This is a genomic window from Mycobacterium sp. P2_H7 (assembly GCF_056403275.1).
On the sequence record NZ_JBFUFU010000019.1, the window covers coordinates 77058 to 95463 of the forward strand.

An 18406-nucleotide genomic window follows, 5' to 3' on the forward strand; every position below is an offset into this window, starting at 1 on the left:
CAGAACGGATACCGCCACGAGAATTCATCCCCGTTCAGATTCCCGGGTCGCTGCGCTCCACCCCGCCGAGATCAGAAGACGCGGACCTGTCCTTCGAGGGCGGGGACGGTGTCGGGGAGTTTGTAGGTGTTGATGCCGTTGCGGAACATGATGTTTTCGCGGGCGTGTTCGGGGAGGTGTTTGACCAGCCAGCGGGGGTCGTCGAAGGTCCAGTGGGGGTAGTCGCTGGAGTAGAGCAGGATTTTGTCGGCTTCCATCCATTCGAAGGCGCGGGTGAGTTCGGTTTTGTCTTCGGGGTAGTCCAGGGGTTGGGTGGTGAATTTGATGTGGTCTTTGACGTAGTCGCTGGGTTTGCGTTTGATGTCCATCCAGCCTTTGCGGGCGGCGTAGATGGCGTCCATGCGCCACATCAGCGGCAGGATCCAGCTGAAGGCGTGTTCGACGAAGACGATGCGCAGGGTGGGGAAGCGGTCGAAGACGCCGTCGAAGATGAGGCTCATGACTTGGTTGGCGGCCAGGAGTGAGTAGGTGACCATGAAGTCGTGGTTGTAGCTGGGGAACCAGATCGGGTCGTACATCGGGTCACCCCAGGAGGGGCGCCGTTCGGCTTTGATGAGGACCTGCGCCATGTACGGGTGCTGGGCCCACTTGTGGATCTCGGCGGCGGCCAGGTCGGGCGCCTCGATCGCGACGCAGACCGAGCCGCGCCACCGCTCATGCCAGTTGTTGTGGGAATCCAGCCAATGGTTGGCCTGCCAGGAGTTCAAGGCGGCGCTCATCGCCTGCTCGGCCTCGGGCAGTCGGGCCGGATAGGCACCCGGCTCCAGGATCGCGATATCGGCACCGGCCTCCATGATCAGCTGTTTGAAGGCGAAGTCCGGATCGCTGCACGCGAACTCGCCGTCGGGCGGGAAGGCATCCGTGCGCATCGCGTAGGCGTGGGCGTAGTCGGGGGCGTCGTAGTAGATCTGGTCGCCCACCGTGCGCGAGCCGAAGTACTTCGTGCGCCACGGCTCGGGGATGTATTGGCCCAGCTCGCCCTGGCGGGGGACGGGGTGGACGTCGGAGTCGACGCAGCGCACGGCAATGCGCTCTGCCGCGGGTATGCGGGGACGGGCTTCGGCGGTCATGCCTCTACTGTGCGGCCGTTACAGAGTGGATGTCCAGTGCAACGTCAGACTGGTGCGGTGGTACCGCGGGCCAAAAGGGTCGGCGGTACCACGATGTCGAGTGCTTCGGCGTCGTCGGCCTCGTGATCCAGGCGGTTCACCAGGCGCGATACGGCCGCATGCGCGAGCTGCGGGATTTCCTGGCGGATGGTGCTGAGGTCGATGTGGGCGAGACTGGCCAGCGGGCTGTCGTCGAAACCCATGACCGATACCTGGTCGGGCACCGCGATCCGGGCGCGCAGCAGCACGTCGAGCACGCCGAGGGCGCAGCGGTCGTTGAAGGCGAAGACCGCGGAGGGGAGTGGTTCGCCGGAGGCGAGGAGTGCGGCGGCGGCCGCCGCGCCTTCTCGTTCGGTGAGGCCGCCGGGGCGTACCTGGGCGTGCAGGCCCGCCGCTCCCATGGCCCGCGCGTAGCCCCGGCGTCGCTCGACCGCCCCGGGAGCGCGGCCGCCGTCGAGATAGGTGATGTGGCGATGGCCGAGGCCGTGCAGATGCTCGACGGCCATCGCGGCGCCTGCGGCGTCGTCGCTGCGGACGGCGTCCACACCGCGCACCTTCCGTGCGACGACGACGACCGGGGTCTTGGCGGCCAGGGCCGTCAGTTCGGCGGTGGGCAGGTCCGGGCCGATCAGCACGACGGCCTCGCAGCGGTCATCCATCAGAGTGCGGAGGGCGCGGCGCTCGTCGTGATGCGGGGTGACGCCGCTGAGCACCACCTCGTAACCGAATTCGTCGGCGGCTGCGTAGACACCGTCTACCAGTTCGGCGTGGAACTCCTGTGCGGCGGCGAAGGTGACCCCCAGCAGCTTGGTGCGCAGCTGGCGTAGCCGTCGGGCCCGCGGATCGGGTCGGTAGCCGATGTCGTCGGCGGCCCGGCGCACCCGGGCCCGGGTCTCGTCGCTGGCACCGGGGGCATCACGCATGACGATGGACACCAGAGCGCGCGAGACGCCGGCGTGGCGGGCGACGTCCTCCAGCGTCGGTCGGGACTGCATGAAAAGAGACTAGAAGGTTCTAGTTGTTCATGCTTTACTAGTCGCTACTAGAACGTTCTAGTCGAACGGAGAAGGAAGATGTCGGAATCACTGCCCTGTGGTCTCATCGGGGCCGGCTGGATCGGCTCGTATCACGGCGAGACGTTGGCGCACCGGCTCCCCGGTGTGCGCCTGGAAGCGGTCGCCGATCTGGATGAGACTGCCGCACAGCGACTTTCCGCTCAGCGGCACTACCGTGACCCGCTGGAGCTCATCGCCGATCCGGGCATCGACGCCGTGGCCATCTGCTCTCCCGCCGCCACGCACGCCGACCTCGTCGTCGCCGCGGCCCAGGCGGGCAAGCACGTGTTCTGTGAGAAGCCGATGGCGCTCACGCTGGCCGATGCCGACCGCGCCATCGAGGCTGCCCGGGACGCCGGTGTGGTGTTGCAGGTCGGTTTCAACCGGCGCTTCGCCGAGGACTTCGCCGCTATGCGGGCCCGTATCGATGACGGGGCCATCGGCACACCGCAACTGCTGCGTTCGCTGACCCGCGATCCCGGTATCTCGGCGGAGACCGCGGCGCGCGTCAAACCGTGGACCATCTTCAACGAGACCTTGATCCACGACTTCGACACCCTGTGCTGGCTGAACCCGGGCGCACGCGTGGTCAGCGTGTACGCGCAGGCCACCGCGCTGGTGCATCCGCAGTTCGCCGACGCCGGCTTCCTGGACACCTCGGTGGTGCACCTGACCTTCGACAACGGCGCCTATGGCGTCGCCGAGGCCAGCTTCCAGGCCGTCTACGGCTACGACGTCCGCGGCGAGGTATTCGGATCCGGTGGTGTGCTGCTGGCCGGTAAGGACCCCGAGCAGGCCGGCACGCTGAACACCGAGTTGTTCGGCGACGCGTACGTCGCCCAGTTCGCGCATTTCGCCGAGAGCATCCGAGCCGGTCGGGACGCGTCGGTCACCGGTGTCGACGCCCGGGTGGCACTCGAAATCGCGCTCGCCGCGAGGGAATCCGTCGAAACCGGAGCTCCCGTCGCGCTCGCCGTGGAGGCAGTGCGATGAGCTTCCAGTTGGCCGTCTGCTCGGAGATGGTGTTCCGCGACCTACCGATCATCGACCGCGTAAAGCGGATTCACGAGCTGGGGTTCGCCGCGGAGATCTGGAGTTGGCACGACAAGGACCTCGAGGCGCTCGCCGCGACGGGAGCCACATTCACGTCGATGACCGGCTACCTACACGGCGACCTGATCGATCCGGACTCTGCCGACGAGGTGGTCCGCACCGCCGAACTCAGCATCAAGGCCGCCGAGATCCTCGGCGTGACGCGGCTGAACCTGCACACCGCGGAACTGGTGGACGGGCAGGCCGCCCGCCCCCGGCAGCGCGCCACCGGGCAGATGTGGCTGACCGCGCTACGCACCCTGGAACGCATCGGCGAGCTCGGTGCGCAGGCGGGCGTGACGTTCTGCGTGGAGAACCTCAACACGATCGTCGACCACCCCGGGGTGCCGCTGGCCCGGGCCAAGGACACGCTCGCGTTGGTGGAAGGCGTCGGGCACCCCAACGTCAAGATGATGCTGGACCTCTACCACGCGCAGATCGGCGAGGGGAATCTCGTCGAACTGGTCCGTCGGTGCGGGGATGCCATCGGTGAGATCCAGGTGGCCGATGTGCCCGGGCGTTGCGAGCCGGGCACCGGGGAGATCTACTACCCGGCGATCGCGCGGGCGCTGCGCGATATCGGGTTCACCGGGACCATCGGCATGGAGGCGTGGAACTCCGCCGACAGCGAGCTCGCGTTGGAGGCGTTCCGCGCGGCGTTCAGTGTGTAGTGCGCGGAAACCAGCCTGCGGATTCAGCGCCGACCGCGCCAACCCCGGTAGCCGCGGTGTGCGGCGTACCCGCCGATGACGGCGGTGACGCACCACACCGCGGCGGCGGCGAAGGCCAGCGCGGCCGACTTGTTGCCCAGCGAGGCGCCGAGTGAGGTGTACACGAAGGCACGCGGGACGGACCCGATGAAAGCGCCGAGTGCCATCTGCCACAACGGAACTCCGAATGCACCGAACGCGTAGGCGGCCATCGCGTCGGACATCCCGGGAATGAACCGTTGCCCGACGACGGCCCACAGTCCACGCCGCTGGATCTGACTGTCGAGCGCATCGGCACGGTCGGCGCCGAGTAGGGCACGGGCGCTGTCCCGGCCGGCCCGGCGCCCGACGAGGCTGGCGATCGTGGCCGTGCCGACGGTGGCGCCGAGGGTCACACCGAGGCCGACGATCGGACCGAACAGCAGTCCGCTGCCTGCGGCCAGGATCGGACCGGGTACGAAGATCGCGCCGAGGACGGCCGACAACACGATGTAGGTGAACGGCGCGGCAGGTCCGGTGGCGGTGACGGCGGCCCGGATCTGGTCGGCGTCGATGACGCGGCCGAACACCATCAGGCAGAACAGTCCACCCAGGAACGCGGCGAACAGCGCCAGACGGATGATGTGGCGCCGCCGGTCGGCAGCGTCGGGGCCGGCGGGGCTCTCGGTGGGCTCGGTGTCGGTCATCTCGCCCGCGATTCTTCCCTGTCTCGCGATTTGTGCACGTTTCGTTGCGTTCAGGGTGACGAAACGTGCACAAGTCGCGCGGGGATAGGTTGGGAACCATGGGCACCCGCTGGCAGAACACGGACGCACCCCGCGGCGACGACTACGACGCGCGCTGGCGGTCGCTGGCGGCCAGTGGCCAGGGCGTGCACGGCGAGGCCGATCTGGTCGAGTCGCTGCTGCGGGAGCACGGCGGGACCCGTGTGCTGGATGCCGGCTGCGGGACGGGCCGGGTCGCCATCGAGCTGGCCGCCCGGGGGTTCTCCGTCGTGGGGGCCGACGCCGACGCGGGCATGCTGGACACCGCGCGTGCCAAGGCGCCGCAGCTGAGCTGGATCACGGCCGACCTGTCGGCGCCGCAGGCAGGCGTGAGCGGGGAATTCGACCTGATCGTCCTGGCCGGCAACGTGATGATCTTCCTGGAACCGGGCACCGAGGCGCAGGTGCTGACCGGATTGGCGGGGCACCTTCCTGCGGGCGGGCTGCTGGTGGCCGGTTTCTCACTGCGACCGGATCGGCTGACAGCGGCCGATTACGACCGGCACGCCGAGGCGGCGGGTCTGGAATCGGTGGCGCGCTGGGCGACCTGGGACCGTGCGGAATTCAGCGGCGGGGATTATGCGGTGTCGGTGCACCGGCGCGTGACCGCACCGCGGGCGCAACCCAGTCATTGAGGAACGCGCGCAGGTTAGGGCCTTGCCGGGCCGGGTCGAGGATGAACGACTGCAGGATGCGCAGCATGAACTCCACCAGTTCGTCCAGCGTCTGATCGGCGAATCCTGCTGCGGCCCAATCGACATCGAACCGCAGCAGGATGGAGCGGCCGAACCCGATGGCGAGGTCGGACGTGACGCCCGCGGTGAACGCGCTGGCTTTACCGGGCTGCATCACCAGGCTGAGATAGCGGTCGTGTGCCAGCTGTTCGAGGGTGTAGGCGATGCCTTCGATGACGGCCTCGGTCGGATCGGTGATCGAACCCAGTTGGGCGGCAAGGCGATCGAGGAATCCAGCCACCGAGGAGACCGCGGTGGCGGCCATCAGGACTTCCTGGGTGGGGAAGTACCGGTAGATGGTCTGGCGGGTGACGCCGAGGGTCTGGGCCACCTCCGACACGCTGACCGTGCCGTGGGCGTCGATGGCGGAGCGGGACGTGTCGATGATGCGGCGGACCGCCTCCTCGTCGTCGACCGGGATGTCACCGGACCAGCCGTGCCTGCGCATCCGACGATCGTCGCACGAAAGCATGCTCAATCTTGACAATACAAGTGACTATGAATGTATGGTCAACCCATGGTTCATGGCCCGCTGATCTGCACGGACGAATCGCTGACTCGGCGTGCGCTGCAGCACGCGCTCGATGGCACGACCGATATGGCGGACGCCGTACTGAAGGTGCCGCTGCACTACTACCGTGATCCGAAGATCACCGAGATCGAGGAATCGCAGATCCTCCGGCGGGTGCCCCTGGCCATCGTCCCGTCGGCGCAGCTACCACAGAACAACGACTTCGTCGTGCGCTCGGTGCTGGGTGACTCATTGCTGGTGACCCGCGACCGCACCGGCGCCAGTCATGTCTTCCTCAACTACTGCCGGCACCGCGGGGCCATGCCGGCCTGTGGGTCGGGTAATGCCTCACGCTTCGTGTGCCCGTATCACGCCTGGACGTACCGCAATACCGGCGAATTGTTCATGGTGCCGGGCAAATCCGGGTTCGACACGATGGACAACGCCGACTACGGACTGGTCGAACTCCCGTCGCAGGAGCGGCACGGCTTCATCTGGGCGGTGCTGACCGCGGATGCCACCATCGACGTCGACGCCCACCTCGGCCCGCTGGGAGCCGAACTGGCGCAATGGAATTACGAGTCGTACGGCTATCACACCGACCGCGAGTTCTCGTCCGAGGTGTCCTGGAAGGGAGCCCTGGAAGCGTTCGCCGAGAGCTATCACTTCCCGTTCGTGCACGGGGAGAGCCTGATCGGGCTGAACACGCTGCCCAACACATCCATCTACGACGAGTTCGGCAGGCACCATCGGATGGGCTTCCCGTTCAACTGGATCAAGAACCTGAGCGAGGACGCCGCGGCATCGATCGACCCGTCGGCCAACATGGGCGTCATCTACTGGGTGTATCCCAACCTCATCCTGGCCAACAGCCCGGTCGGGGTCGAGATCATCGACATGCTTCCCGAGGGTGAGCCCACCCGCTGCACCGTCCGGCACAGCTGGATGGGCCGCATCCCCGCGGTCGACGCCGACATGCGCGCCCTCTACGACACCGTCTATGAGGGCGTGCACGCCGCCGTGCGCGACGAGGATTTCGCGATGTTGCCGCAGTGCGGTCAGGGTGTGCGGCACGGCCAGCACGACCACATGATCATCGGCCGCAACGAGATCGGGGTGCAGCACATGATCAAGGTGTTCGCCCAGGAGCTGGGCGTCGCGCTGGCGTGACCGCTATTCGACGATGAAAACCGGAATCTGCCGGGTCGTCTTGGTCTGGTACTCCGCGTAGGGCGGGTAGGCCTCCACAGCCAGATCCCACCAGTGCGCACGCTCGTCGCCTTCGATCTCGCGGGCGGTCAGCTCGGCCACCTTGTCGCCGTCCTGGACCGTGACCTGCGGATGCGCCAGCACGTTGTGGTACCAGGAGGGGTGCTGCGGGTCGCCGCCCTTGGAGGCGACCATCGCATACTTGCCGTTCTCCTCGACGCGCATCAGCGGGACGTACCGCTTCTTGCCCGACTTCGCGCCCGTCGTGGTGAACAGGACGATCGGACGATCCAGCACCTCGACGCCGTCGGTGGTGCCCGTCTCCAGGATCTTCGAGGTCTGGTCGCGTACCCAGTCGGTGGGGCTCAGTTCAGGATGCTCAGTCACCTGGGTCGCAACACCAGCCGACGTGCAGATATTCCCGCCGTTTGTGACGCAACGTTACGGAAGAAAATCGCACAGATTTGATCGCTATCGCTGAGATTTCCGCTCGGCCATCGTGTCGGAGTTAGCACGACTACGCGGATCATCCGGCACGACCGGCCATGAACGCCGGGACCGAAAGAACAATCCTCGATGTCATCACTGCGTACGGCCGGAGCGTTCCTGTCCGCGGGAACCGCCCTCAGCCTCATCCTCGCCGCATGCGGCACCCAGAACGGCGGTTCCGCCGACGTGTCCGGACCGCCCCGCAGCGGCGGGTCCATCACCTATGGCGCCGACCGCGAACCTGCCTGCCTGGACCCGCACAACAACGGGGATATGCCGCAAACGTATGTGGCCCGGCAGTTCCTCGACTCGCTGGTCTCGGAGAAGCCCGACGGAACGGTGGTGCCGTGGTTGGCGGATTCGTGGACGGTGTCACCGGACGGGCTGACATACACCTTCAAGATCAAGCAGGGCGTGAAGTTCCACGACGGGACGCCGCTGGACGCCGCCGCCGTCAAGACCAACTTCGAGCACATGCTCGACCCGGCGACCCAGTCACTCACCGACTCCGGTTACCTCAAGCCGTACTACAAGGCAACCCGGGCGGTGGATCCGGCGACCTTCGAGCTCACGCTGTCGAAGCCGTACTCCGCGCTGCTGCCCGTGCTGTCCCAGGCGTTCTTCGGGATCCAGTCGCCTAAGGCGCTGGCCCGCGGTTTGAAGGACAATTGCCAGTCGCCGGTCGGGACCGGCCCATTCATCGTGAAGGAGTGGGTGCACGGGCAGAGTGTCGAACTCGACCGCAACCCCGACTACAACTCCGCCCCCGCCGACGCCAAGCATCAAGGCCCCGCGTATCTGGACCACGTCAGCTGGAAGTTCCTGGAGGACGGCTCCGTTCGGTTCGCGGCCGTGCAGGGCCAGGGCGCCGATCTCATCTTCAACCCGCCACCACAGCAGAACGCGGCGCTGAATGCGGATCCCAATCTCGCGCTGCAGGAATTCACCCACACCGGTCAGCCGAATGGCTGGGCGCTCAACACGACTCGCTTTCCGTTCACCGATACCGCCGTGCGCCAGGCATTCGTGCACGGCGCCAATGCCGAAGCCGCAGTGAAGAGCGCCTACCTCGGTGTCTTCAACTGGGAGCACGGACCGCTGTCCTCGACCACGCCGTTCTTCGACAAGAACCTCGGTGAGTACTTCGCGCACGACGCCGACAAGGCCAACCAGTTACTCGACGCTGCCGGATGGACGCAGCGCGACGCCGACGGCTTCCGGACCAAGGACGGTAGGCAACTCGCCGCGACGGTGATCTACTCCTCGGATCCTGGCGACACCCCACCGGCTGATCTCACGCTCTACCAGGACATCCAGGCCGCCGAGAAAGAGGTCGGCTTCAATGTGATCCTGAAGCCGATCCCGCAGGACCAGTACTACGCGGCCTTCACCGATCCCAATGCCACCGACATCCTGGCGGGTGCGTACTGGAACAGCCCGACGCCATTGGTGCTGTCGATCGTGTACTCCACCGACTCACTGAAACTGGCTCCCGGTAACAACATGTCGTGGGTGCAGAACCCGGCCATCGACGAGCCGCTGCATCAGGTCGCCGCATCCAACGATCCCAAGCAGCAGGAGCAGCTCTACGGCAGCGTGCAGAAGATCGTCGCCGAGAACGCCTACTTCCTGGGGCTCTACCCGCAGACCACCCGGCTGGTCTCCAAGAAGCATCTGCGGGACGTGTGGATCGAGCCGTCCGAGGGTGAGCCGGTGTTGCACGACGCCTGGCTGGCGCAGTGACGGTTGAGGCCATAGCCGAGCACTCGGCGACGCGGATCGCGCTGCGGCGCAGTATCGGAAGGCTGGCCGGCGCCATCGGCGTGTTGTGGGGAACGGTCACCCTCACCTTCCTGTTCACCAAGCTGATGCGCACCGATCCGGTGCTCGCGATCCTTGGCGGAGCGGGCGCCAAGCCGTCCCCTGAGCAAATCGCCTCCGCTCGAACAGAATTCGGCCTGGATCGGCCGGTGTTGCTCCAGTACCTGGACTATCTGGGCGGACTCGTGCGTGGTGACCTGGGAACCTCGTACGTGCGCAAGCAACCCGTCGTGCAGATCATCCTGGCTCAGATCGGGCCCACCGTGACACTCACTGCGGCCTCTCTCGTCGCCGCATGGCTGATCGCGGTGGGAGTGACGCTGCTGACGGCGCAGCGCGGCCGGGCGCTGTCCGCGCTCGGCTCGGCACTGGAAACGTTTCTGGCGGCGCTACCGCAGTACTGGCTCGGGATCATGCTGCTGGTCGTCTTTGCCTTCACCCTGCACTGGCTGCCCGTGGTCGGCGACGGTCCGATCGGCTTGCTGCTGCCAGCCTTGACGTTGGCGCTGCCGTTGGCAGGATTTCTCGGCCAGGTCACCCGGGACGAGTTCGCCACGGCGCTGGAGCAGCCGTTCGCGGTGTCGGCCAGGGCGCGCGGCATGAGCGACTGGGGTGTGCGCTGGCGCCACGCCCTTCGGCACGCCGTGCTGCCCGGTCTGACCCTGTCGGGCTGGGCGCTCGGCTCGTTGTTCTCCACGGCCGTGATCGTGGAATCGATCTTCGTCCGGCCCGGGTTGGGTCGGACTCTGGTGGATGCCGTTGTCTCCCATGATATACCGGTGGTTCTCGGGGTGACGCTCTTCGTCGCCGCCGTGTATGTTCTGGCCAACCTCGCGGTGAACATCGCCTTTGGGCGTATCGACCCGCGGTTGCGCGAGGCGGGTCGATGACCGTCAACGTCGCCGACGCTGCAGCGATCCGGACCACCTCGTTGGCTGCCGGTTCGCGAACATTCCGCCCCGCAGTCTGGTTGTCGGCATTGTTTCTCTTCGTGGTGCTGGTGTGGGCGGTCGCACCGGGATTGTTCACCCACGAGTCGCCGTTCGACACCGATATCGATGCGGCACTGCAGAACCCGTCGCTCAGTCATTGGTTCGGCACCGATGCGTCGGGGCGCGACATCTACACCCGGGTGGTGTTCGGTGCGCGCAGTTCGCTGCTGATCGGCGTCGGCGCCACCGCGCTGGCGCTGGCTGTTGCGATTGTGTTCGGCTTCGTCGCCGGGCTCGGCGGCCGCATCACAGACGGCGCCATCAGCCGCTTTCTCGAGGTGCTGCTGGCGATTCCGGGTCTCTTGATCGCCTTCCTGTTCATCGCCGTGTTCGGTCCGGGCGTGCTCACCGAGATCGTGGCTGTCGCCGCCGGTTCCGCACCCGGGTATGCGTGGATGGTGCGCGGCCAGGTGATCGCGGTGAAGGACTCCGCCTACGTCTCAGCGGCGCTGGCCCTGGGCCACGAACCCGCCCGGATCATCCGCAGGCACATCTTCCCCAATGCGATGCGGCCCCTGGTGGTGCTGGCGACGCTGGGCATCGGTCAGTCCATCGTGTGGGCATCCTCGCTGAGCTTTCTCGGACTCGGAGTAGCGCCGCCGGCGCCGGAGTGGGGCGCGATGCTCGATGCCGGCCGCGACTTCGTGTCGACCGCGTGGTGGCTGGAACTGTTCCCCGGGCTGGCGATCGTGGGCTGCACGCTCGCAGTCACCGTGCTGGGCAGGCATCTGCAGCAGCGACTCGAAGGGCGACTGACATGACCGCCACCCCGTTGGTACGCGTGGACAATCTGGACGTCACTTTCGGCGCCCGGCCGGTGGTGTCGGGGGTGTCCTTCGAGGTCGCTGCGGGCGAGTGCTTCGCCATCGTCGGCGAATCCGGTTCGGGTAAGAGCGTCACGGCCCGCACGCTGCTCGGATTGTCCGGGACCGATGCGCAGGTTCGCGCGGATCATATTGAACTCCAGGGTGTTTCGACGTTGGGTCATCGGGACCGGGATTGGCGCAAGATACGCGGCCGTGCAGTCGGGTTCGTGCTGCAGGACGCCCTGGTGTCCCTGGACCCGCTGCGCACCGTGGGCTCCGAGATCGCCGAGACACTGCGGCTGCACAAGTACGGCAACCGGGCCGCACGCAAGAAGCGGGTGTTGGAGTTGCTCACGGCTGTCGGCGTGCCCGAGCCGGAACTGCGCGCCCGCCAGCTTCCGCACGAACTCTCCGGGGGACAGCGTCAACGCGCCCTGATCGCCCAGGCCATCGCACTCGATCCGGCCCTGGTGATCGCCGACGAGCCGACCACCGCACTGGACGTCACCATCCAGGCGCAGATCCTGAATCTGTTGGCGGACATGAAAGAGCGCGGCACCGGTTTGATTCTGATCAGCCACGATCTGTCGGTGGTGAGCCGGTTGGCCGACCGGGTTGCTGTGATGCGCGCGGGCCGGATCGTCGAAACCGGAAGCGTCGCGGCAGTGCTGGACCAGCCGGCGCACCCCTACACGCGAGCACTACTGGATGCGGTACCCGCCGTACATCGCAAAGGCACCAGGCTTTCCGCTGAACCACCCCGCCCCGTGCACGCCGGACAGCGGACGCGGCCGGAAGGCGTGCTGCTGCAGGCAGACGGTCTGACCAAGCGCTTCCGCGGTCCGGACGGCGTGCAACGGACAGCGGTCGACGATGTCTCGTTCTCCATCGCGGTGGGCGAAACCCTCGGGATCGTCGGCGAGTCCGGCTCCGGTAAGACGACCACCGCCCGGTTGGCTCTGGCACTGTTGGAACCCGACAGCGGAACCGTCACGCTGGGTGGGCAGCCGTGGAGCACGGTGAGCGAGGCGCAGCGGCGGACCCGGCGGCGCGAAGTCTCGGTGGTTTACCAGGACCCGCTGAGCTCATTCGATCCACGCTGGACCGTCCGGAGGATCATCGACGACGCCCTGCCCGCAGACCTCTATCCCGATGCCGCCGCACGGGCGCGCCGCACCGCGGACCTGCTTGCCGACGTCGGATTGGGCGACGAACATGCCGACCGCCGTCCGTTGCTCCTGTCCGGAGGTCAGCGCCAGCGCGTCGCGATCGCCCGAGCGCTGGCACCCGAGCCTGCGCTGATCGTGTGCGACGAACCGGTGTCCGCGCTCGACGTCACCGTCCAGGCTCAGGTGCTCGACCTGCTCGCCGATCTTCAGGACAGGCTCGGACTGTCCTACCTCTTCATCTCTCATGACCTCGGCGTCATCCACCACGTGGCCGACCGCGTGCTCGTCATGCGGGGTGGCCGGGTCGTCGAATCCGGCACCGCCGAAGAGATCTTCACCGCCCCACGCGAGCCGTACACCCGTGAGCTGTTGGCGAGCCTGCCCGTGGCCCAACCAGAACCCGTACCCGGAGGCCTTTCGTGACCCGCCAGATCATCCTCAACGCGTTCGACATGAACTGCGTGACGCACATCGTCGCCGGGACCTGGCGCCATCCCGAATCCCAGGCGGCCCGGTACAAAGACCTCGACTACTGGACGGATCTGGCCAAGCTGCTGGAACGGGGACTGTTCGACGGCTTGTTCATCGCTGATGTGCTCGGCATCTACGACGTGTACGCGGGTGGACCGGAAGCGGCGCTGCGTTCCGGAGCCCAGGTTCCGGTGAACGATCCACTGCTCGTGGTCCCTGCGATGGCCGCGGCCACCGAGCATCTCGGTTTCGGCATCACCGCCGCCACCTCGTTCGAGCACCCGTACTCCTTCGCCCGGCGGATGTCGACCCTGGATCACCTGACCAAGGGCCGGGTGGGTTGGAACATCGTGACCGGGTATCTGGAGAGCGCGGCCCGCAATCACGGCCTGGACACCATCACCCCGCACGCCGACCGTTACGACATCGCCGACGAGTACACCGAAGTCCTCTACAAGCTATGGGAGGGGTCCTGGGAGGACGACGCCGTCGGTAGCGAACCAGGCCGCGCGCACTACGCGGATCCGGCCAAGGTGCATCCGATCGAGCACCTGGGCAAGCACTTCCGCGTCCCGGGCATCCACCTGTGCGAGCCGTCGGCGCAGCGGACTCCCGTGCTGTACCAGGCGGGCGCGTCGACGCGCGGCAAGCAGTTCGGCGCGGAGAACGCAGAGGTGATCTTCATCGGTGCCCCCACCAAAGAGGTGCTGCGCGAAGCCGTCGCCGATATCCGGACGCGCGCCTCGGATGCGGGCCGTGATCCCTACGACGTGAAGATCGTCAACGGGCATGTCGCGGTCACCGGGCCCACGCCCCAAGCCGCCCGTGACCGTTACGAGGACTTCCGCCGGTACACCGATCCTGAAGGCGCACTGGCACTCTGGTCCGGTTGGCTGGGCAGCGACCTGTCGCAGTTCGACCTCGACGACCCGGTGGCCGTCACCGACAACGAATACCTGAAGTCGTCCGTGCAGATGTTCGGTCAGGGTCAGTGGACGCTGCGCGATTTCATCGACGCGCACGCCATCGACGCCGAGGGTGGCTTCAGCGTCGGAGGTCCCACCGAAGTGGCCGACGATCTGCAGTCCTGGGTCGAGGAGACCGATGTGGACGGGTTCAACCTCACCAACGTCATCACCCCGGGGTCGTTCGCCGACTTCATCGAGCACGTCGTTCCGGAGCTGCAGCGACGCGGCGTCTACAAGACCGAGTACACGCAAGGCACGTTGCGGCACAAGCTGTTCGGCGGGGGATCCCGCCTGCCCGAATCACACCGAGCGGCGCGCTACCGGCGCGTCACCGAGGAGGCACTACGATGACGACCACCACTGAACCGTTGACCTACGGCTCCGAGCGCCTGGACCGGCTGATCGCCGTCATCGGCGACGGCTCGCTGGAACGCGAGCGCCGCAACGAACGCCCGTTCGCCGCAATCGATCTCATTCGCGAGTCCGGATTGGGGGCGCTGCGGGTGCCGCGTGAGGACGGTGGCGGCGGAGCGAGCCTGCGCGAACTGTTCGCGACGGTGATCACCCTGGCGGCGGCCGATGTCAACGTCGCGCACATCCTGCGTGGGCATTTCGCGCATGTCGAGGAACGGCTGCGGCTGCCCGGCGAGGCACGGCAACGGGCGATCGACCTGGCACTGTCCGGGGCCATCGTGGGCAACGCCTCCACCGAACTCGGATCCGAACCGGCCGGCGGCTTCGTCTGGCAGACCAAGCTCACCAAGGACGGCGACGGTTACCGGCTCAACGGCAAGAAGTTCTTCACTACGGGCACCTTGTACGCCGACTACGCCGAGGTACTGGCCAGCGACCCCGAGGATGCCTCGGTGATCGCCCTGGTGCCGACCGACCGGGACGGCGTCACCGTGCTCGACGACTGGGACGGCTTCGGCCAGCGCGCAACCGGCACCGGCACCGCGATCTTCGACAACGTCGCAGTGACCGCCGATGAACTACTGCAGTTCTCGCCACCGGAGAGCGACGCTGAACGACCGCCGCTGTACCACTCCGGCGCGTTCTTCCAGTTGTATGTCACGGCACTGGAAGTCGGTGTGCTGCATGCCCTCCGCAAGGATGCCGTCGCGCACGTGCACCAGCGGGCCCGCAGCTTCACCTGGGCGCCCAACCCGTCGGCGCCCGATGACCCGCTGCTGCAGCGCGAGATCGGTGAGATCGCATCCGCCGCCTACGTCGGTACGGCGACCGTGCTGGCCGCCGCCGATGCGCTGGCGATCGCCTTCCAGGCCGATATCGACAAGACCGACCCGAATCTGGAGCTGGCTCACGAGGCTTCCCTGCAGGCCGCGGCCGCCAAGGTCGTCATCGACGGGCTGGCGCAGAAGGCCGCGTCCCAGATCTTCGACGTCGGCGGGGCTTCGGTGGTCCGCCAGTCGCACCTGCTGGACCGGCACTGGCGCAACATCCGCACCTTGGCGTCGCACAATCCGACGTCCTACAAGGCGCAGGCCGTCGGTGCCTACTACACGCGCGGCACCAAGCTCCCCGGCAGCGGCTACTTCTGACAGGCGGTTGGTGGAGCCGCACCCGTAACCATCACGGGTGCGGTTCCACATATCACGAGAAGAAGCCGCGGTATTGCGCCGCGGGGTGTCGCTCGTTGATCAGGTCGGCGCCGAACAGCTTGGCGCGCACACTGCCGGGCCGGTACTCCCGCTGAGCCAACCCCCGCTGCTGCAGCACCGGGGTGACGTGGTCGACGAAATCCTCGTAGCTGCCGGGGATGGTGGCGTTGACGACGTTGATGCCGTCGACGCCGGCGTCCCGCCAGCGCTGGAGCTGGTCCGCGATCGACTCGGGGGTGCCCACCACCCGGGAGTTACGTCCCTGCAGCAGGCCGAGATCACGCACTGTCGCCGCTCTGCCAGTGACTGATTCCTGAACCCACTCTACGATGCTGCGCGTGCCATCGGTGTTGCCGATGTCACCCAGCGGGGTGTCCAGATCGTGGCCGCCGAAGTCGACGCCCACCGCACCGGACAGGTGGGCCACCATCCCGTCCAGATCGATCGCCTCGTCCAGTTCGGCCTCTTTGCGGCGGGCCTCCTCCTCGGTGCTGCCGACGACGAAGTGCAGCCCCTGGAAGAACTTCAGGTCATCGCGTTTACGCCCGGCGGCCACCACCCGTCTGCGGGTATCGTCGATCAGCTCGCGGGCCTGCTCGGGGCCGGGGCTGATGATGAACTGGGCCTCGGCGTTGCGTGCCGCGAAATCCCTTCCCGCCGTTGATGATCCGGCCTGAAAAAGGATCGGTGTGCGTTGTGGTGACGGGGCCACCAGGTGCGGCCCCTCCACCCGGTAACGCTTGCCGACGTGATGGATCTTGTGAATCTTGGAGTAGTCGCCGTGCAGACCGCGCTCGCGGTCCTGTAGCAGGGCGCCGTCGTCCCAGGAACCTTCCCACAACTTGTAGGTGACATCGACGTATTCGTCGGCCCAGCGGTAACGTTCGTCGTGCTCCTCCAGGCCGTCGTAGCCGAAGTTACGGGCGGCGTTGGCCAGTGCGCTGGTGACGATATTCCACGCGATCCGCCCGTTCGACGCGTGGTCCAGGGTGGACATCTTGCGGGCGAAGTTGAACGGGTGGTCCTGGATGACAGAGCTTGTCACCGCGATGCCGATGTCGGAGGTGTTGTAGGCGATCGCCGAGGCGATGACGCTCGGGTCGTTGCTCGGGATCTGCAGCCCGGCCTGCACGTACTTCTCGTAGGACCCGCCGTAGTCGCCGTACAGGCCGACCACGTCGGCAAAGAAGATGAAGTCGAAATGGCCCCGCTCAAGGACTTTCGCCAGATGCACCCAGTGTTCCAGCGAGTTGAAGTTCGTCTGGCCCGCGCCGGGCTGGCGCCACACCCCCTGCAGGATGTGCGAGGTGGTGTTCATGACGAAGGCCGAGAAGTGCAGGTGCTGATTGGACACCCCACCGAATTTCGGCCTGAAACACCGGTTGCTGCAACAGTTATACTCAGCGTGCGTTCGAGTCGCGGTAATTCTTATCCTGATCCAGACGCTGGGGAATAATTCGGCAGGCAACTACCGTCTGCGCGATGAATGCCGAAGAGCGCCGTGTGATCGACCCCATCCTGGAGCGCCTGGACACCTACGGCCTGGGGCGGCGGCAGTTCGTGAAACTGCTCGCCGGGAGTGCCGCCGCGCTCACGGCGGCCGGTGCGCTCACCGCGGTCGGGCGCCGCAGCGAGGCACGCGGAGACGCGGTCGCCTACACCGATGGCCAGTTCGCGCTGCTGAACTGGTCGGCCACCGGCGACTACCAGGTGCAGTGGGCCAAGGCCTTCCAGGAGGCAGCTGGTCAATTGGGTTACAAGAGTGTCGTTCTGGACGGTAAGAGCGATGCCGCGGTGCAGTCCAACCAGTTCAATCAACTGCTGACGCAGAAAACCACCGCCATCTTCGTCGGCCTCAATGACCCCGGCGCACTGCCCACGATGGCCCAGGACTCCAACCGCGGCGGAGTGTTGTTCCAGTCCGCGTGGAATTCTCCGGCCTGGTACACCCCGTGGCACAGTGACGCCGACGGCGACAAGTTCAACACCTTCCTGATGCCCGACGAGTACGTCGCGGTCGGTAAGGCGGTCGACGTGCTGGCCAAGAAGATCGGCGAAGAGGGCACCATCGTCCGGGTCGGCGGCTACTACCCGTCCATCGACGGGTGCGAGACGCAGCGCCGCCTGGCCGTGTACGACACGCTGAAGAAGTACCCGAAGATCAAGTTCGCCGGTGAGCTGCATGCCAAGTACGACGCCGACCTCTCGCAGCGGGCCGCGGCGACCCTGCTGGCCCGCTACCCGGAGACCAGAGGCATCGTCGCGGTCAACGACGATGCCGCCACCGGGGTGGTCGCGGGAATCGAAGCGGCGGGCAAGGTACCCGGCAAGGATGTCTTCGTGGTCGGGGCCAATGGTTCCACCGCGGGTATAGATCGGATCGTCAAGGGCAGCCAGTTGGTGACGACCGGCAATGTGCCGGCCTACCCGTCCTTCTTCTCGGTTGCGCAGTTCCATGACCGGCTCAACGGCTGGAAACCCGAAGCGGCCGAACGGTTCTACGGCTGGCATGCCGAGATCATCACCGCCGACAATGTGCAGGCCTTCAAATCGCGTTACGTCGACGGGCCGATCGGCGAGTCGTTCGACGTCAAGCTGCTGTCCCGCGTCGAACACCCCGACGATTTCGACCTGCAGTTCGCCGGATACCCCGTCGAAGACCTGGAGACCATCTGGCCGGGCGTGCCCAAGCCCAAGAATTTCCAACTGCCGGAGACCTATCTGGCGGCTCAGCGCAACGGTGACTTCGAGCGGATCCGGCAGCTGTACAAGGACCACTACCGGACGCCCGTGCTCGCGCCGTCCCCGTACCAGAAGGTGTGAA

General features: G+C 66.6%; 17 protein-coding genes. 11 read left to right on the top strand and 6 right to left on the bottom strand.

What is annotated here, in order from left to right; genetic code table 11:
- Window positions 1-71: 71 nt before the first annotated feature.
- Complete coding sequence (locus AC1DY7_RS25705; RefSeq protein WP_477496568.1) at window positions 72-1130, bottom strand: amidohydrolase family protein; 1059 nt, start codon at window positions 1128-1130, stop codon at window positions 72-74.
- Between the two features lie 44 nt (window positions 1131-1174).
- Window positions 1175-2164 (bottom strand): LacI family DNA-binding transcriptional regulator, encoded by a 990-nt coding sequence (locus AC1DY7_RS25710; protein WP_477496569.1) that lies wholly within the window; start codon window positions 2162-2164, stop codon window positions 1175-1177.
- A gap of 78 nt (window positions 2165-2242) precedes the next feature.
- Here AC1DY7_RS25710 and AC1DY7_RS25715 point away from each other — a divergent pair, with 78 nt between their 5' ends.
- Window positions 2243-3217 (top strand): Gfo/Idh/MocA family oxidoreductase, encoded by a 975-nt coding sequence (locus AC1DY7_RS25715; protein ID WP_477496570.1) that lies wholly within the window; start codon window positions 2243-2245, stop codon window positions 3215-3217.
- Window positions 3214-3987, top strand: coding sequence for a TIM barrel protein (locus tag AC1DY7_RS25720; protein WP_477496571.1), 774 nt, complete (start codon window positions 3214-3216; stop codon window positions 3985-3987). Before AC1DY7_RS25715 ends, AC1DY7_RS25720 begins: the two co-directional genes overlap by 4 nt.
- 23 nt (window positions 3988-4010) lie before the next feature.
- Here AC1DY7_RS25720 and AC1DY7_RS25725 read toward each other — a convergent pair whose 3' ends face one another.
- Entirely contained in the window at window positions 4011-4712 is a 702-nt protein-coding gene (locus AC1DY7_RS25725) for a TVP38/TMEM64 family protein (protein WP_477496572.1), read from the bottom strand.
- A 98-nt stretch (window positions 4713-4810) separates the two neighbouring features.
- Here AC1DY7_RS25725 and AC1DY7_RS25730 point away from each other — a divergent pair, with 98 nt between their 5' ends.
- Window positions 4811-5425: a class I SAM-dependent DNA methyltransferase gene (locus tag AC1DY7_RS25730; RefSeq protein WP_477496573.1), complete on the top strand. Its 615-nt coding sequence runs from the start codon at window positions 4811-4813 to the stop codon at window positions 5423-5425.
- Here AC1DY7_RS25730 and AC1DY7_RS25735 read toward each other — a convergent pair.
- On the bottom strand, window positions 5355-5972 hold the full coding sequence (locus tag AC1DY7_RS25735; RefSeq protein WP_477496574.1) for a TetR/AcrR family transcriptional regulator: 618 nt from the start codon (window positions 5970-5972) through the stop codon (window positions 5355-5357). The genes AC1DY7_RS25730 and AC1DY7_RS25735 overlap by 71 nt on opposite strands.
- A 69-nt stretch (window positions 5973-6041) precedes the next feature.
- Here AC1DY7_RS25735 and AC1DY7_RS25740 point away from each other — a divergent pair, with 69 nt between their 5' ends.
- Complete coding sequence (locus AC1DY7_RS25740) at window positions 6042-7205, top strand: aromatic ring-hydroxylating oxygenase subunit alpha (protein ID WP_477496575.1); 1164 nt, start codon at window positions 6042-6044, stop codon at window positions 7203-7205.
- 3 nt (window positions 7206-7208) lie between these two features.
- Here AC1DY7_RS25740 and AC1DY7_RS25745 read toward each other — a convergent pair whose 3' ends face one another.
- The gene (locus tag AC1DY7_RS25745; RefSeq protein WP_477496576.1) at window positions 7209-7631 is read right to left on the bottom strand and encodes a nitroreductase family deazaflavin-dependent oxidoreductase; all 423 of its coding nucleotides are present in this window, start codon (window positions 7629-7631) and stop codon (window positions 7209-7211) included.
- Window positions 7632-7820: 189 nt separating this feature from the next.
- Between AC1DY7_RS25745 and AC1DY7_RS25750 the strand changes: the two genes are divergently transcribed.
- The 6 genes from AC1DY7_RS25750 to AC1DY7_RS25775 are packed head-to-tail and all read left to right on the top strand — an operon-like array spanning window position 7821 to window position 15522.
- Window positions 7821-9476: an ABC transporter substrate-binding protein gene (locus AC1DY7_RS25750; RefSeq protein ID WP_477496577.1), complete on the top strand. Its 1656-nt coding sequence runs from the start codon at window positions 7821-7823 to the stop codon at window positions 9474-9476.
- Window positions 9473-10444: an ABC transporter permease gene (locus AC1DY7_RS25755; protein WP_477496578.1), complete on the top strand. Its 972-nt coding sequence runs from the start codon at window positions 9473-9475 to the stop codon at window positions 10442-10444. Before AC1DY7_RS25750 ends, AC1DY7_RS25755 begins: the two co-directional genes overlap by 4 nt.
- On the top strand, window positions 10441-11307 hold the full coding sequence (locus tag AC1DY7_RS25760) for an ABC transporter permease (protein ID WP_477496579.1): 867 nt from the start codon (window positions 10441-10443) through the stop codon (window positions 11305-11307). Before AC1DY7_RS25755 ends, AC1DY7_RS25760 begins: the two co-directional genes overlap by 4 nt.
- Window positions 11304-12944 carry a dipeptide ABC transporter ATP-binding protein gene (locus tag AC1DY7_RS25765; RefSeq protein WP_477496580.1) on the top strand — a complete coding sequence of 547 codons (1641 nt, stop codon included), beginning with the start codon at window positions 11304-11306 and terminating at the stop codon, window positions 12942-12944. Before AC1DY7_RS25760 ends, AC1DY7_RS25765 begins: the two co-directional genes overlap by 4 nt.
- Window positions 12941-14311 (top strand): LLM class flavin-dependent oxidoreductase, encoded by a 1371-nt coding sequence (locus AC1DY7_RS25770; protein ID WP_477496581.1) that lies wholly within the window; start codon window positions 12941-12943, stop codon window positions 14309-14311. Before AC1DY7_RS25765 ends, AC1DY7_RS25770 begins: the two co-directional genes overlap by 4 nt.
- Window positions 14308-15522, top strand: a complete 1215-nt coding sequence (locus tag AC1DY7_RS25775) for an acyl-CoA dehydrogenase family protein (protein ID WP_477496582.1) — start codon at window positions 14308-14310, stop codon at window positions 15520-15522. The genes AC1DY7_RS25770 and AC1DY7_RS25775 overlap by 4 nt, the downstream gene beginning before the upstream one ends.
- A gap of 52 nt (window positions 15523-15574) precedes the next feature.
- Here the strand turns inward: AC1DY7_RS25775 and AC1DY7_RS25780 are convergent, their stop codons facing one another.
- The gene (locus AC1DY7_RS25780) at window positions 15575-16900 is read right to left on the bottom strand and encodes an LLM class flavin-dependent oxidoreductase (RefSeq protein ID WP_477496753.1); all 1326 of its coding nucleotides are present in this window, start codon (window positions 16898-16900) and stop codon (window positions 15575-15577) included.
- Window positions 16901-17064: 164 nt separating this feature from the next.
- On the opposite strand from AC1DY7_RS25780, the gene AC1DY7_RS25785 reads away from it, so the two are divergent.
- Window positions 17065-18405 (top strand): sugar ABC transporter substrate-binding protein, encoded by a 1341-nt coding sequence (locus AC1DY7_RS25785; protein WP_477496583.1) that lies wholly within the window; start codon window positions 17065-17067, stop codon window positions 18403-18405.
- Window position 18406 lies beyond the last annotated feature (1 nt).

Bases quoted from the DNA above. Each gene is read 5' to 3' on its own strand.
- AC1DY7_RS25785 (WP_477496583.1), top strand. From the start codon at position 17,065: ATGAATGCCGAAGAGCGCCGTGTGATCGACCCCATCCTGGAGCGCCTG.
- AC1DY7_RS25725 (WP_477496572.1), bottom strand. From the start codon at position 4,712: ATGACCGACACCGAGCCCACCGAGAGCCCCGCCGGCCCCGACGCTGCC.
- AC1DY7_RS25760 (WP_477496579.1), top strand. From the start codon at position 10,441: ATGACCGTCAACGTCGCCGACGCTGCAGCGATCCGGACCACCTCGTTG.
- AC1DY7_RS25720 (WP_477496571.1), top strand. From the start codon at position 3,214: ATGAGCTTCCAGTTGGCCGTCTGCTCGGAGATGGTGTTCCGCGACCTA.
- AC1DY7_RS25765 (WP_477496580.1), top strand. From the start codon at position 11,304: ATGACCGCCACCCCGTTGGTACGCGTGGACAATCTGGACGTCACTTTC.
- AC1DY7_RS25730 (WP_477496573.1), top strand. From the start codon at position 4,811: ATGGGCACCCGCTGGCAGAACACGGACGCACCCCGCGGCGACGACTAC.
- AC1DY7_RS25715 (WP_477496570.1), top strand. From the start codon at position 2,243: ATGTCGGAATCACTGCCCTGTGGTCTCATCGGGGCCGGCTGGATCGGC.
- AC1DY7_RS25740 (WP_477496575.1), top strand. From the start codon at position 6,042: ATGGTTCATGGCCCGCTGATCTGCACGGACGAATCGCTGACTCGGCGT.
- AC1DY7_RS25710 (WP_477496569.1), bottom strand. From the start codon at position 2,164: ATGCAGTCCCGACCGACGCTGGAGGACGTCGCCCGCCACGCCGGCGTC.
- AC1DY7_RS25780 (WP_477496753.1), bottom strand. From the start codon at position 16,900: ATGAACACCACCTCGCACATCCTGCAGGGGGTGTGGCGCCAGCCCGGC.
- AC1DY7_RS25705 (WP_477496568.1), bottom strand. From the start codon at position 1,130: ATGACCGCCGAAGCCCGTCCCCGCATACCCGCGGCAGAGCGCATTGCC.
- AC1DY7_RS25750 (WP_477496577.1), top strand. From the start codon at position 7,821: ATGTCATCACTGCGTACGGCCGGAGCGTTCCTGTCCGCGGGAACCGCC.
- AC1DY7_RS25775 (WP_477496582.1), top strand. From the start codon at position 14,308: ATGACGACCACCACTGAACCGTTGACCTACGGCTCCGAGCGCCTGGAC.
- AC1DY7_RS25735 (WP_477496574.1), bottom strand. From the start codon at position 5,972: ATGCGCAGGCACGGCTGGTCCGGTGACATCCCGGTCGACGACGAGGAG.